General features: G+C 39.5%; 9 protein-coding genes. 8 read left to right on the top strand and 1 reads right to left on the bottom strand.

Annotated elements, in window-relative coordinates; genetic code table 11:
- Positions 1 to 78 precede the first annotated feature (78 nt).
- The 6 genes from Q1A18_RS17270 (at position 79) to Q1A18_RS17245 (ending at position 6,704) form a co-directional block, all read left to right on the top strand.
- A complete protein-coding gene (locus tag Q1A18_RS17270) occupies positions 79 to 1,398 on the top strand; it encodes a hypothetical protein (RefSeq protein ID WP_299583631.1) in 1,320 nt (439 codons plus the stop codon).
- 4 nt (positions 1,399 to 1,402) lie between these two features.
- Entirely contained in the window at positions 1,403 to 2,269 is an 867-nt protein-coding gene (locus Q1A18_RS17265; protein WP_299583628.1) for a glycosyltransferase family 2 protein, read from the top strand.
- Positions 2,256 to 3,371, top strand: coding sequence for a glycosyltransferase (locus Q1A18_RS17260; RefSeq protein ID WP_299583625.1), 1,116 nt, complete (start codon positions 2,256 to 2,258; stop codon positions 3,369 to 3,371). Before Q1A18_RS17265 ends, Q1A18_RS17260 begins: the two co-directional genes overlap by 14 nt.
- An 87-nt stretch (positions 3,372 to 3,458) precedes the next feature.
- Complete coding sequence (locus Q1A18_RS17255; RefSeq protein ID WP_299583622.1) at positions 3,459 to 4,622, top strand: polysaccharide pyruvyl transferase family protein; 1,164 nt, start codon at positions 3,459 to 3,461, stop codon at positions 4,620 to 4,622.
- Entirely contained in the window at positions 4,619 to 5,857 is a 1,239-nt protein-coding gene (locus tag Q1A18_RS17250; RefSeq protein ID WP_299583619.1) for a glycosyltransferase, read from the top strand. The genes Q1A18_RS17255 and Q1A18_RS17250 overlap by 4 nt, the downstream gene beginning before the upstream one ends.
- A 67-nt stretch (positions 5,858 to 5,924) precedes the next feature.
- The gene (locus tag Q1A18_RS17245) at positions 5,925 to 6,704 is read left to right on the top strand and encodes a WecB/TagA/CpsF family glycosyltransferase (RefSeq protein WP_299583616.1); all 780 of its coding nucleotides are present in this window, start codon (positions 5,925 to 5,927) and stop codon (positions 6,702 to 6,704) included.
- A 111-nt stretch (positions 6,705 to 6,815) separates the two neighbouring features.
- Here Q1A18_RS17245 and Q1A18_RS17240 read toward each other — a convergent pair whose 3' ends face one another.
- Entirely contained in the window at positions 6,816 to 12,116 is a 5,301-nt protein-coding gene (locus tag Q1A18_RS17240; protein WP_299583613.1) for a cadherin domain-containing protein, read from the bottom strand.
- Between the two features lie 1,501 nt (positions 12,117 to 13,617).
- On the opposite strand from Q1A18_RS17240, the gene Q1A18_RS17235 reads away from it, so the two are divergent.
- Together Q1A18_RS17235 and Q1A18_RS17230 are read left to right on the top strand one after the other, a co-directional pair.
- The gene (locus tag Q1A18_RS17235) at positions 13,618 to 14,145 is read left to right on the top strand and encodes a UpxY family transcription antiterminator (RefSeq protein WP_299583610.1); all 528 of its coding nucleotides are present in this window, start codon (positions 13,618 to 13,620) and stop codon (positions 14,143 to 14,145) included.
- 287 nt (positions 14,146 to 14,432) lie between these two features.
- A complete protein-coding gene (locus Q1A18_RS17230; protein WP_299583607.1) occupies positions 14,433 to 15,509 on the top strand; it encodes an SDR family oxidoreductase in 1,077 nt (358 codons plus the stop codon).
- Positions 15,510 to 15,666 lie beyond the last annotated feature (157 nt).

The following is a 15,666-nucleotide window of genomic DNA, read 5'->3' as shown; positions in this document are numbered from 1 at the left end:
ACCCCGATTAAAGTCAACGTTAGAGAACATGTTACTCCTTATTGAAGAGCTAGAGAGAGTTAATATAGAACAAAAGAAATGCTAGAGAAAAAGTTATCAAAACTCATACCCATATCAGGCTTAGTCATTGCCTTTTATTCGGTGCAACGTTATTCCTCTTTTCCGATAGGGAATACTTTTATTTGGTGGTCAATTCATATACTAATTTTGGTTCTTTTCTTTTTGGTTGTTAGGTATAGTACTTATAGCCGCGAAGAATTAACCGCCTTACGTTTTGTGAAGTGGTATTTGCTATGGAATGTTTTTAGTATTGTAAGGGGTGTTTTCGTTGCCGATATTTATTGGGATTATAAAGGCTTATTAAATATGGGTATGGCTTTGTTAATGCCCGTAGTTGCCTATTTAGCTTTTGATAAAAATAGGGTTCAAGATATCTTAGCTTTTTTCATCAGATATGCTTTGCCTTTGTCTGTGCTTGTTTTTCCTTTTTTGCCAGTAGGTGCCTGGGGCTGGTACCTGTTCCCGGTAGGTATGTTGATGCTGTTTTTTCCGGCATTATCCATTCGTGCTAAAATAATGGTTTTACTGATTACTTTGATTGCTGGCTTTGGTGACCTTGGAACAAGAAGTCATGTTCTAAAGTATAGTATGCCAGTGGTGCTTATTCTGTTTTTTTATACGATTCGTAATTTTTCGCTGTCGGTGAAAGTGATGAAAACAGCACAACGAATTATGATTATTATCCCTCTACTTTTCTTTGTATTAGCATTCACTGGGACCTTCGAAATTTTTAAAATGAACGAATACATAAGTGGCGAATATGTTGAAAAAAGAAAGAATACTGAAGGGGAGGAAGTTCAGGAAGATTTGAAAGCCGATACGCGCACGTTTCTGTATGTTGAAGTACTTCAGTCTGCTGAAAAATACAACTATTGGTTGATTGGGAGAAGTCCGGCCAGAGGTAATGAAACCTTTCATTTCGCTGATTTTGAGGAGGAGATTACCGGACGGCCGGAACGCTTGCGGAACGAGGTTGGAATTTTGAATACCTTCACTTGGACTGGAATTATTGGAGTCTTTCTCTTTTTTCTTGTTTTTTATCAAGCCTCGTTTTTGGCTGTTTGCCGATCAAACAACATTTACATTAAGCTGGTAGGACTCTTTGTCGCTTTTCGATGGGTGAATGCTTGGATAGAGGATTCCCAGGCTTTTGATATGAACAGCTTTGTAATATGGCTTATGGTGGGTATTTGTCTTTCTCCTTCCTTTCGTGCAATGAAGGATGCTGAAATAAAACTTTGGCTTTGGGGAATCTTCGAAAGAAAGTATTATCAGAAATACAAATATTATACACAGAGGGAGTTTCGTAGCTCTTCTCGGAAACTTGAATTAAACTAAATCAATGGAATATCGTTTTAAAACTGCTGTCTTATTAACCTGCCACAACCGACGTGAAAAAACATTGGGTTGCCTGACTTCATTGTATCATGCTTGTGCCCATGGAAATTTTGAGGTCGACGTTTACTTGGTTGACGATGGTTCAACTGATGGAACGGGAGATTCGGTAAAAAGACAGTTCCCAAAAGTGAATGTTATCCAGGGAGACGGTAACCTTTTTTGGAATCAGGGTATGCGGCTGGCTTGGAATACTGCTTGTGCAAATCAATCCTATGATTTTTACCTGTGGTTAAATGATGATGTCATACTTACAGAGTTTTCACTTAACGATTTGTTCGGGACGGAGCGAGAAGCTTTTGGCCTTATGGGTGAGCCAGTGATAGTTGTAGGCGCTTTTCATTCAGGCCCTGAAGAGCATGGATTTTCTTACGGAGGAAGAGATGAAACAGGACACCCCGTAAAACCGAACGGGCAAATACAAAAGTGTAAAATGATCAATGGAAATGCTGTTTTGATCCCTCAACCTGTTTTTGAACGATTAGGAAACCTATCGGCTGATTATACCCACGCCTTGGGAGATTTTGATTATTCATTGCGGGCTCATAAAGTTGGCATAGCTTGTTATACAACCCCAAGGTACATTGGTATTTGTCCCCGGAATAGTGGAACTCCTGCATGGTGTGATCCTCAGATCGCATTAGCTAAACGTATTCGTTTACTTCATTCGCCCAGGGGGCTTAATATTTCAGAATACTACAGATTTGTTCTTTATCATAAAGGATGGCTGAAAGCTTTTTTTTCAAAAATCAAAGTTTATTTTAGAGTCCTTTTTCCGAAATTATACATAAAGTTGAAACATGAAGAAAGATAAAGCGCTCTTATTCTTACCTTATTTGGCGCCATACCGCATCAATGCACTTAATGAAATTGGGAAGTATTATGATCTGACTGTTGTGTTTTTGTTGGAAAATACAATCAGCATAAAATATGACCAAAAGGTACTGCGCAGTATGCTTAAGGTAGATTATATTGTTCTAACTTCTGGATTTACTATTAAAAGTAGACAAATTCGATTTGGTATCTTAAAATTAATTAAGCGTCATAAGCCGAAAGTAATATTTAGTAATGAATATGGATTGACAAGTCTTCTTGTTTCGCTGTTTAAATACATGAAACTGTTTAATTATAAGCATATTTCTACCACCTCTGATAATCGGATAATGGCTGCTTCAACTCATTTGGTCAGGAGAATAGCCCGCTATTTCGTTTTAAAGTCATGTGAAGGATTAATCGTTTACAATCAAGAAACGAAGGATTGGTATCAGGATCATTACAGAAATTTAAAGGTAAGGATATGCCCAAATATTCAGAACCCTGATGATTTACTCAAAAATACTGAAAGGTATGAGGCTCTGGCTAAAAGCTATGTCGAACAGTATGGACTGCAAGGAAAGAAAGTTTACCTTTTTATTGGGCGTTTACATCCAATGAAAGCTCTTGATAAGTTGATCGCCAATTTTAAGAAAGTAAGGGAACCGAATGAAATTTTACTGTTAGTAGGAGATGGGCCGTTAAAAGAGGAATTGAAAAAACAGATTCAGGATTTAAACTTGGGAAATGACGTACTACTTCCAGGAAAATTTGAAGGTAATAAATTGTTTGCTTGGTACAAGGTGGCTGATCTATTTATTCTGGCAAGTAACCATGAGCCTTTTGGCGCGGTGATCAATGAATCGCTTATTCTCGGAACTCCAGTGCTTTGTAGTTCTGTGGCGGGTGCAACGTATTTTATTGAGGAGGGTATGAATGGATTAATCTTTGATCCGCACGATTCAGCTGATTTCATAGAAAAGTTCAGGTTGGCAAGAAATATCTTTAAAGATTTTAATTCAGCAGGGGCGAATTTGATGAAAATAGGCTTTGAAGAATCATTAGAAGTATATCAGTCACTTTATCAGGAGATAAAGCGATAAGGTCTAACTTGGCTGTCAATAATATTGGTTTTCGCAAGACAGTCTGTTTAAATATTTATTGTAAACGTTTCTTGAAGATTTTAGAGAATGACAAAAATAGGAATTATAACTGTTTCAAGGACGAATAACTATGGTGCAGAGTTACAGGCATTTGCACTTCAGAGAAAGCTTGTGAATATGGGTTTTGATGCTGAAATTATTGACTATCTGTATTTTAAACATCCCAAATACCGATGGAGCAAAGGAGCTAAACCAATTATACAGTTCAGTTTAAAGCATCGGGTTAAAGAATTTGTGTTGTATCGAATCGTTTCACCGGTATTTGACCTTTTCGGACCAGTGGTAAGCAGATCATTGAGGATTAGGAAGAGGAACTTTGAACTTTTTCATAAACGATTTACTTCCTTTTCTTCCACCTACAGAAGCTACAGGGAGCTGTATGAAGCGAAAATGGATTATGATATTTACATGGTTGGAAGTGATCAGGTATGGAATCCAGCAACTGGAACATCGCTAGAACCTTATTTTTTGACTTTTGCGTCATCTGAAAAGCGAAAGGTTTCTTATGCTTCAAGCTTCGGGGTTTCTGAAATTGAATCTGCATATAGGAAAGATTATGAGAGATTGATTAATAACCTAGATCTTATTTCGGTAAGGGAAGAGCAAGGTGTTGAATTGGTTGAAGAATTAGCAGATAGAGAATCGATTAGGGTCTTGGATCCAACCTTGCTATTAGATCGTAAAGAATGGTGTAAGTATGAATCTCCAATTCCTATTGAAGAGAAGAAAGTTATATTGATCTATCAACTATCTCCATCAGAAACTATTATTGAGTTAGCAAATCAATTGCATGAAAAAACCGGATTTCCGATAATTCGGATTTGTAAAGGCCCGCTCTTTCAAGAGAAAAATGAGAAGATTACTAACGTGCGGGATGCAGGACCTTCGGAATTTTTATTTTTATTCAACCGTGCAGCTTATGTGATTACGAATTCATTTCACGGAACTGCCTTTTCGGTCAACTTTGGAATACCTTTCTTCGTTGTTCTTTCTCGTAAGAAAAAGAACAATTCGCGGTTGGAAAGTTTTCTGGAGTTAGTTGGTCTTAAGAATCGTATTTTGTTTGAAGATAATACGCAGGAAGCTATACCGCTTTTGGAACCAATAGACTATGAGTTGGTTCATGAGAAGCTGAAAAATGAACAATCAAAGTCATTAGACTTTTTAACCAAATCAATAAGTGTGCAATGATTCGTGTTCTTATTAATGCATATGCTTGTTCTCCCAATATGGGCTCTGAACCAGGAATGGCATGGAACTGGATTATTAATCTGGCTCAATATTGTCAACTTCACGTCATTACAGAAGGAGAGTTTAAAGGGCAAATTGAAGAGGCTATGGAAAAGTTACCTGTTGCTCAAAATATTCGATTTTATTATAATCCATTGAGCCCAAATATTCGTGAAATGTGCTGGAATCAAGGGGATTGGCGATTTTACTATTATTATAGGAAATGGCAGAAACGTACCTTGAGCATTGCAAAGAGGATTATTGAAGAGGAATCGATAGATATTGTTCATCAATTGAACATGATTGGTTTTAGAGAACCAGGATTTTTATGGCAGCTTAACGGCCAGCCGTTTATATGGGGGCCAATAGATGCCAAAGAGCGCTTTCCTCTGAATTATCTTAATGGGACTGATTTTAGGACAGCCATGACGATTCGGTTAAAAAACAATTTCAATTATTTACAACTGAAAATATCGGGAAGAGTTAAGCAAGCTGTAGCACAGGCCAGTTATGTTGTTGCTGCGTCTACAGACTCTCAGGTTACCATTGAGAAATACTATGGCAAAAAGCCCATCTTGATCAATGAAACAGGATGTTATGTCAAGGAAAAATCAGAGTTTGTTGATAAAACAACGAAAGAAACGTTTGATATTTTATGGGTTGGTAAGTTTGATTTCAGAAAACAATTAGGCTTGGCTATTCAGATAATTGGTGCCTTAAAGAATCCAAGGGTTAAATTCCATATTATAGGAGATGATCAAAATATGGAGGGTGCACGCTATAAAAAAGTGGCAGAGAAGTTGAACGTAGAGGACGTGTGCATTTGGCATGGGAAAGTTCCTCATGAGCGGGTTCAGGAGATTATGAGATCCTGTGACTTGTTTCTGTTTACAAGTGTCGCAGAGGGAACTCCACACGTTGTTCTTGAGTCGATAGGAAATAACCTTCCGGTTGTATGTTTTGACACCTGTGGGCAGGGAGATGTTGTGAATGAAAATATAGGAATTAAAGTACCGTTGAGTCATCCCAGTCAGTCCGTTAATGATTTTGTTGAAAAGATAAGTTACCTAATTACGAATAGGAGAAAACTGACGGAATTGTCTGAAAATTGTTTTTTGAGGCAGCATGAATTATCCTGGGATAAGAAATCCAAACAAATGCTTTCGCTCTACCAAAAAGCAATAGCTAAAAATTAGCCTATTGAACATTACCCGACCTCTTACTGGGTTAGCATTATTTCATTAATCTTTTTTATTTTGTATCATGAAAACAGCTAGTTTTCCACTTCTGGGCTATCCGGTTTATTGTCAGGATTTATCAGCGATGCCCCAAAACCAGAAATTGATTATCAATACCTTAAACGGGCACTCCTATACTGTTGCTAAAAAAGACAAAATTTTTAGTCATGCTTTACGGACCTCTGATATTCTGTTACCGGACGGGATTAGTGTTGTTATGGGAGCTAAAATTCTGGAAGGGAAAAGGATTAAAAAGATTGCCGGCTACGATGTGTTTTTGCATTTATTGCATCTACTGGAGCAACAAAATGGCTCCTGTTTCTTTCTTGGAGCGATGCCTGATACGCTAAAAAGGATCAAGGAAAAATTAGAAACTGAATTTCCACATGTCCGGGTTGGAAGTTTCTCGCCTCCCTATAAGCCCGTTTTCTCAGAAGAAGATAGCCGGTTGATGTGCGAGCAGGTAAATCTGTTTTGTCCGGATGTTTTATTTGTGGGTATGACAGCCCCCAAACAGGAGAAGTGGGTGCATGAAAACAAGGAAAAGCTTGATGCCCGGATTACCTGCTCTATAGGTGCTGTTTTTGACTTTTATGCCGGGACATCGGAGCGACCTCCAAAGTGGATGATTGATATGAAGCTGGAGTGGCTGGGACGGCTGCTTAAAGAGCCTAAACGCATGTGGCGAAGGTATCTGCTGTCAACCCCGGTTTTTTTTATTGATGTGTTTCGGCATAAATATGGCCTTGCCAAAAATGGGGAGCAAAGCCAACTGCAGAATTACACTCCAAACCGACCGGCATAGTCAGTTCGGGAGTAAATCGCATAATATCTTAAAGAACAAGTCCCGATCCAAAACATGCTGGAGCGGGACTTGTATTAAAGATTCAAATCGAAATGTGGATTACACTCAAATCTACATGATAACGATCTTATCTTGAAATGTTTGTCTTTTTGAGACGAGTTTGATGATGTAAGTTCCCTTTCGCAGTTGAGAAAGGTTGAGCTTTTCTTCCATCGAACCGAAAGAAGCAGCAAGTAACTTTTTAATAACCAGGTTACCGGTCATGCTGAAAACAAATACTTCACAATCATCACCGGACAAATTCTCTGCTTTGATATTGATTTGTCCATCCGATGGATTTGGGTAAACAGAGGCTTTCAATGCATCAGCAGTTGGGTCAAGGTCGCCACCAATTCCGGAATCCATCTGAAGGTTATTCACAACGAAGTAGTTATCAAATGATTCCAATTCGTTGCCCGCGATGTCCAGAATGGGAGTAGCTCCCCTGCTGTAGCTTACAATAATTTCATCATCGTACTGGTAATCTGAATCAAGGTCCAGGTAAATTTCGTTGTTGTTAACAGTTATTTTCTGAACCGATCTGCCATCACTGAAAATGAAATCAGAATGGATTTGTTCGTTCTTCAGATTTTCTGACTTAATAGTCTCGCTATACGATAGAATGACCCGGTTGGGCTTGTTAGGATTCACTTCGCCTTTGACAATTTTTCCGTTTATAATGACTTGAATGGTGATATTCGCATTGGCTGTTAGTGGAATACTACCATTGTCGGTTACAACCACCAACAGGTTGATTGTTTCTGAAGTGGTTGCTTCAAAAGCATTGGCGATATAGATTTCACCGGTTTGTGGGTTTATCGCGAATATCCCTTCTTCGTTGCCGGATAAGATAGAGAACGTTAGCTGTTGCTCGGGATCCGGATCGGTAGCAATGATCTGGCCAATCAAGTCGCCCACTTTGTTATTTTTGCGCAGCTCAAAGCTTTGGTCATGAACCACCGGGCTTTGATTCAGCTGTACACCGGTAATCTGAATAGTTACCTGCGCAGTGGCTGAAAGCGGAGTTGAAGCATTATCCTTCACTTCAACGGTCAGAATGATGGTTTGATCACTTGTTGTTAAAATATCTGCCGCTGCAACTATCACACCACTGGTCTCATCAATGCTGAATAGTCCATTCGCATTTCCTTCAACAATACGATACGACAATTGCTGACCTTCATCGGGATCTGAAGCAAGAACTTCACCAATCAAATCATTTACTTTGATGTTTCCTTCAAGCTGAACATTAAGGTTCTGTGCTACCGGACTTTGGTTGATCGCTGCAATTTTCAGACTGATAATGGTGATGTTGGCCTGTGCTGACAACGAATTGCTTGCATCATCAGTAACCTGAACGATCAGTGAAAAGGTTTGATCACGGTCTTTTTCAATTGTGGTGTTGGCAAAAATTTCACCGGTTTTAGGATCAATTCTGAACAAGCCGGCTTCATTGCCTTGAACAATCGAATAGGTAAGCTGATCACCTGCATCAGGATCTGTTGCAATAACTTCTAAAATCAGGTCATTGCTTACGATGTCTGTTGGTATCTCTACCATTTGGTCATCAATAACCGGGCTGTGATTCAGCGAAATTCCAAGAATGTTAATTGTTGCGGTAACGTTGATCGCCAGTGGTTCGCTCGCATTGTCTTTCACTTCAATTCCCAGTACAATGGACTGATCTGTAGTTGTGAGGTAATCAACAGCAGCCAAGATTTCTCCGGTTGCCTGATTGATTGAAAATAAGCCAGCCTCATTTCCCTGTACGATACGATAGTTCAGTTGTTGACCTTCGTTGGGGTCAGAAGCAATGATTTTTCCAATCAAATCGTTGACCACTATATTTCCTTCCACATTAACCAAAAGGTTTTGGGCTACAGGAGCCTGATTGACTTGTGATGAATGAATAGTGATTGTTACACTTGCAGTGGCAGAAAGTGGCTCCGGATGATTATCGGTTACTTTCACCTCCAGGGTGTAAACTTGGTCTTCGCTTGCCGGAATATTTGCATTGGCAATAATCTCTCCGGTTGCCGGATCAATTGAAAATAACCCTTCCGCATTGCCGGCCGTAATGGCAAAGCTAAGCGTTTGTCCGTCATCCGGATCGCTTGCCTGAAGTTGCCCAATTATATCATTGGCATTTTTAGGCTCGTTAATTTCAAACGATTGAGATTGGATTACAGGCATCTGATTCAAGGCCGTGTTATTTCGGTTGTATAAGTCATTGACTTCATCGCCTGTTAATGCTGAATTGTAAATTCGGACTTCATCCATAAGTCCTTCATACAGCAAGGACGGATTTTCCTCATCTCTTCCAGCTCCCACCAATAAATTGTAGCCTTCGCCTGATTCGATTGTTCCCGTTGCATCTATTGAAAGTAAAACTTTGTCATCCAGGTAGAGTACTTTTTGGGTGCCATCATATGTGACGGTGACCAGGTGCCAATTGCCATCCCACAATTCGGCAACATCATTGATATTCATCCATGCGTTTGTTGTTCCGCTTGTTTTAAATGAGATGCTCTGTAAGCCAGGGTGAATGTACAGGGCGTATGAGTCAGTACTCGGGCCACCATGCATGATAACTCCCTGATAAATATTGGAGCTGGATTGAGGTAAAATCCAGGCGCTTAAGGTTAATTCGTCCTGAACGTTTGCACCAAAGCTGTTGCCCATGGTGATGTAGCCTGTTCCGGTGAGCTGTAACCCTCCTCCATTGATTCCATCGACTCTTAGTTCTTCATTGATAATTGTTCCATCGTTGGAATCATGCGAGTCAATGGCTATTTTTCCTGAAGCCTCTTCGAATAAGTATTCGGAGTAGGTTGGCGAAAGATCTGGTAACTGGATATTTACAGCTTGACTTTTTGAAGCTGAAACGTTGCCGGCAGCATCCTTGGCCCAGGCATATAGGGTATGTGAGCCAACTTCAGAAAGCGTATATGAAACCGGTGCAGACGCCAGCCATCCGCTAGCAGTGGCTGCAGGTGATGTTGCTGTTTCGGTAATCAGGAAGCCAGTTACAGCGGTATTGTCATTGGCCGTAAATTCAGAAACAGGCACTGTCAGTGTGCTGTAGCTTGCCGGAACAACAAATGATGCTATTGTCGGAGCTATTGCATCGGGAGCAGGGGCTATATCTTGTGCATTGATTTGAATGCTGACTTGAGCTCTTGCTGCCAGAGGAGTGGAAGCATTATCCATTACTTGAACAGTAAGCAAAATCGTTTGATCTACAGTGGCATTGATGTCGCTATTAGCCGTTAGCAGGCCGGTTGATGGATCAAGCGCAAACATGTTGCCTGCATTTCCATCGACAATTGTATAAGTCAATGTTTGATCCGTATCTGGGTCGGAGGCCATAATTTGCCCAATGGGCTCATTAGCCGCTTTTGATCCGTTGATCTCAAACGATTGATCCTGAATTACAGGAGTTTGATTGTCTTTTTCAGTTGCAGTTCCTTTTGTTCTAATAAGAATTTTAGATGTAAAAGGAGCTAAACTAATTGATCCTGAAACCTCATTCCCATCTAAATCCCTGTAAAGAGAAGAACCTAAACTAATGGCTTTGGTTTGTTTGGTGTCATTGTAGAACAACTCTTCAACTTCACCATCAGCAAGTGGAGAAAAATCTCCTGTTGAATTTGCATCTACACCTCTTAATCTTTTCCAATCGGCAAGAGTTTTATCACCTTGATATCTGAATACATTTTGACCATAGTGCCCTACGTATCGATTATTATCAAATAGCCCTGTCGCATTCTCTTCAAAAATCATACGTTGAAAAGCATTCTTAAACCAAATAAAAGAACCTTGTCTGGCAGTTGCGTAAAAGGTGTTGTTTGTTATGGTACTGTTTTCAACTTCATCCTGATTTAGCAAGAGCAGGGTTGCATCCATAATGGTATTGCCATCGACTGTTATTTTTCCATTCTGGTGTAAGTATATTGCACAGTTTGTGTTGCTTACGGTGTTGTCTTCAATGAGAATATCATGCGTATTGTTGTCCATATAGATACCGTAGGCTGTATGGCTTTCTCCAATAACATTTAATACAATGTTGCTCTTTATTTTTGTCCCGGCGGCACCTAGCTGACTATAGTCGTACCCATTGTATGTGTAGATCGCGCCTCCGTCATCTAAAATCTGACATGCACCATTAATGTAGTTATACTCTATGAGGTTATTCTCTCCACTGAATGATATTCCTACATAGCCCATATCCATCAAACGGTTGTATTTAACTGTATTGTTTGCCCCTTTGGATGCAATACCTCTTCCTGGACCTCCTTTTTCATTACCTGTTTCAGCTCCAAAATCATCTTCTGATAGGATCTCAAAAAGCTGATTATCGGTGATTGTTGAGTTTGACGAAGCAATATGCATTCCTTCATAGTATGAATTTCTAACCATGTTATTGGTGTAATTTCCATTCGAACCATTCATTACATATATTCCGCGGTTATGTGCATAAGAAACATCACAGTTATTCACTGTTAGGCTTATACCTCCGGTGGATAGTATCCCGTTGACTTTTTGTTGAAGGATGCTTAAGTCTTGTAGGGTTATATAGTTTTTATTATCAATGTAGATTCCGTTGTCAAGGGTGGAAACTTTTACCTGATGATTGGCAGGAGAGTCTCCGCTGGGGGTCCACAGATAAACTGTTTTCGTTGAAGCGTCATAATGCCATTCGCCGGGTTGTGTCAATAAACTTAAACTGTTTACCAGAACAAATCCATTTCCAACTTTTGTATTATAGGTTGGAGCAGCATTTAAGGTCAACGTTTGACCGGAAGAGGCCACAACCTCTTTTCCATCGACAAACCATGGGACTGTCTTAATTATAAGGTGCGAACCGCTGTAGTTTATGCTGGAGCTTAATGTGTTGGAGGTAAACTGCGTGGATCCACTTGTACTGCTAATTGTTGCCCATCCATGTTTCGGATATCTTGAGAATGGAATTTTTGACCCGTCAACAAACAATTGATTGACAGGACCATTAACTTTCGCTTTATAAATATTTCCTGAATGAACTGTCCATCCGGTTATTTCCTGAGAACCATAAATTTTTGGTTTCTCGCCAGTTCCATAGGCTCCATAGGTAATTGGGCTTCCGGCACTTCCTGATGTTGACGGTGTTAAAGTTCCGACCCATTCATCTCCTCTTTTGAATAATATTTGGTCTCCTGCACTTGGTCTAAAGCTGTTGACTTTAGCCAATGACTTCCAAGCTTGCCCGGCACTTGTGCCGGCATTGGAATCATTTCCTTCGCTGCTGCTTACGTAATAGCTATTTTGGGCTATTAGTGAAGCTGGTAATAATAGGAATATGATTAATATTAAGTCTCTCATCTCTCTCTTCATCTTTCCCTGGTTTAATATAATCTTATTCGATTAATTTTATTGATATTTCTGATAATTGTATATGAGTCAGTCCTGAATACAGGAATGTACTCATCATGAATAAATGCCTTCCCCTCCAATTCCGAATAACTGCATGGGGTTGGAGGTAGTGTCATAACTGATCCGTATTGGTCTCGACTTAAGTCCAATAGGAGCATCTTGTTGTTACCCTTAAAATAATGTTGATAAAGCTTTCCTTTGTGACTGGTAAGCTGGTTAGTTAAGAGTGTTTGACTATTCAAACATTTAATGCTTTGCTTGATTTTACTTTGTCTTGTCAAATGTCAATTTGATTTCTGTTAATATTAGTATCTGTCTCACACAAAATCCCGCTTCACGATAATATAAACACATTCAAATTTACGATTAGTATGATGCTGTAATATGCATGGTTGATGCATCTATAGGTTTCAGACTATTTTGTAAAAAAAGAGATTGAAGCAATTAAAGCTTCAGGCTCACTGCGCTAAATCATGATCAATTGGTTATTGAAGCATGCGGATTCCATGGAAGGCATGTGTCAAGTTCTTCCTTCCTCTTGCCATTAATAGCGATAGCTTTATGGGCAGGAGAAAAAAGGATTTAACATCATCAACCAAATTCGATTCTGACTTTTTTTGATAGTTAAATAGTGACAAGGCTTGAGGGAACAAGCCGAAAATTAAGGATAAATCTACATCTAGTGTTTTCAAGAGTCAATTTGATTACTGTTAATATTAATACCTATCTACACACAAATCCCACTTCACGATAATATAAACACGCTCAAATTTCAACTGCAATATTGGGGAAAAAAAGTAAAACGAAATAATGGACTTAACCATATCGCACAATTTACATCGAGTCTAAATAAGGTTTTTGAGGTTGATTTCCTTGGTTTTACAGGTAGTGTGGTAGCTTTTGTTGAGCTTTGGTTCATGAAAAAAAAATGACCATTTCTTTTCATGAATAAAAATGTTAAGAGGATCCTGGGGTTTATTGGCGGTTAGCCTCATATTGCTTCTTGTTACAAATTTGTCTTTTTGAATGGAATTAAAGTGGTTTCTATTTCGTAAAAGGGGATGTTTTTAGGTGTAAGGTGAAGTAGGTGAGTGAGATGTCTTTGTTTTGGAGAGGTCCTTTTTATAGCATCTCAAGCTTCTGAATAGGCGGGTTGATGCAGTTTTACGTGAAATTACCCATTGTTTTCTAGTCCTTGGCGTTGGATATTTGAAGAAACAATTCAATCAACCGTTTCTGAATTGATGACAGGACAAAAAACGGTTGGAGTGAATGTTTAGAAAAAACAGAAAACGGTCAGCCGTTTAGTTTTCATTGTTCGATAATTCAGCATTTTCCAAACAAATGTACCCAAAGAGAATGGGAGGCAAAGAGCGAAGCTGTATCAACCGTAGAAGTTTGTTGGCTGGAAAGGGAGGGAAAACAGCTGGATTTAGGAATTGAAAAAATAAAATTTGAAATTATGGTCCACATTAATTCTTCTTACAACTGGTATGCATTATACACTCGATCGAGGTATGAAAAGAAATTGCATAATGATCTTTTAATGCGAGGGGTGGAAACCTATCTGCCCTTGAAAACTGAAAAGCGAAAGTGGAGTGACCGGGTAAAAGTTGTTGAAGAACCTTTGTTGCGGGGCTATGTCTTTGTCAAAGTAAGTAATCGCGAGTACTTCGATGTGGTTAATAACCCCGGGGCAGTTTGCTATGTCTCGTTTAACGGCAAACCAGCAGCTATTCCTGAAAAACAGATACAAGACCTGAGGTTGTTTGTTGAGGCCTATAATGATAACCTGAACGTCACCAAGGATCGTATTGTTAAAGGCGATGTGGTTACGGTTAAAAGTGGCTTGCTTAAAGGTGTTCAAGGAGAAGTGATTGAAATTCGTGGAGCAAAACGAATTGTGCTTCGGTTCAGGAGTTTAGGCTATTGTGTCCACACAGATATTTCGATGGACGAAATTGAGTTTGCAAAAAAAGATAAGTTATAAAACATACAATGGTGAATAGTTGATGATTTCGTTGGAGAAAGGGACTTTTCCTTCGTTATTCAATCTTCCGGATTAATTCCTCACCTACTTACCTTTAATTGATTCAAAATTAGCTGGCTTTCGAGATCAAGCTGAAAATCTGAGCATTCGGAACAGAGGTTCCATGGATGATTTTGGCTTGTCAAAAACAGAAGTTTGCATTGGTTAATGTGAACTTTAACGCTTCTTTTATGCTTGAAAGGCAACACTTCAGATAGCTAAAATCGAAAATTAAAAACAGATTAGGTATGAAAATTTTAATTGTTGGTAACATGGGCTATGTTGGCCCTGGTGTGGTAAGCCTGCTTAGGCGAAAGTATCCCAATGCTGAGTTGATCGGTTTTGATATTGGGTATTTTGCCAGTTCTCTTACCAATGTGGCCTTTCAACCAGAAGTACGATTAAACAAACAGGTTTTTGGTGATGTAAGAGAGTTTCCTGTTGACGTATTGAACGGGGTAGATGCAGTTGTTTATCTGGCGGCTATTTCCAATGACCCAATGAGTGCAATTTATGAACAGATGACCATGGATATTAATTATCGCTCTTGTATTCAGATTGCCAAAAAGGCGCGGGAGTTGGGAGTTAAGTCTTTTGTTTATGCATCAAGCTGTAGTATGTATGGTGAAGCTGATGATTACCCAAAAACGGAAGCTGATACTCTGAAGCCTTTAACAGCTTATGCGCGGTCGAAGGTTGCTGCAGAAGTCGAGCTTGGACCACTGGCCAATAAGGATTTCACAATTACCTGCCTGCGTTTCGCCACTGCTTGTGGAAACAGCGATCGCTTACGGCTGGATCTGGTCTTGAATGATTTTGTTGCCGGAGCCATTATTTCAAAGGAAATCAATATTCTAAGTGATGGTACCCCCTGGCGTCCTCTGATTAATGTAAAAGATATGGCTTTGGCACTTGAGTGGGGAGTTCAGCGTAAAGCGTCGAATGGCGGTGATTTTTTAGCAGTGAATACCGGAACCAGTAGCTGGAACTATCAGGTTAAGGATCTGGCTTATGCTGTTAGCGAAATTGTACCGGGCTGTAAAGTTACGGTTAACCCGGATGCTGCTCCTGACAAACGCTCCTATAAAGTTAATTTCGACTTATATAAGAAACTGGCACCGAATCATCAGCCACGTTATGATCTCTATGCTACTATTCAAGGGCTGTATGACTCCATATCGGGCATGCGTCTGACTGACCCAAATTTTCGGGAATCGAAATTTATTCGCTTACAGGTTTTGGCAGGTCTTCAGAAAGAAGGTTACCTCAATGAAAACCTAAAATGGATTCCGGAACAACAGTATGAGATGGAGCCTGCTCATTAGCCTTTGATTTTAAAGGTAAAATGCTGACTTCAGCCACAGGCTGGCTTGTTCTGTTTTTCAATGTACGTAAACATGCAAAGATGAAAAAGAATAGACTTCTTGACTTAACGAGACTCTTGAATTTAAGGATTCAGATTATTAATTGCTAAGCTGATAC

The organism is uncultured Sunxiuqinia sp. (genome assembly GCF_947495665.1).
GTDB classification, from domain to species: Bacteria; Bacteroidota; Bacteroidia; order Bacteroidales; family Prolixibacteraceae; genus Sunxiuqinia; species Sunxiuqinia rutila.
The sequence above is the reverse complement of the archived record's forward strand: the minus strand, read 5'-3'. Positions and strand labels throughout refer to the sequence as shown.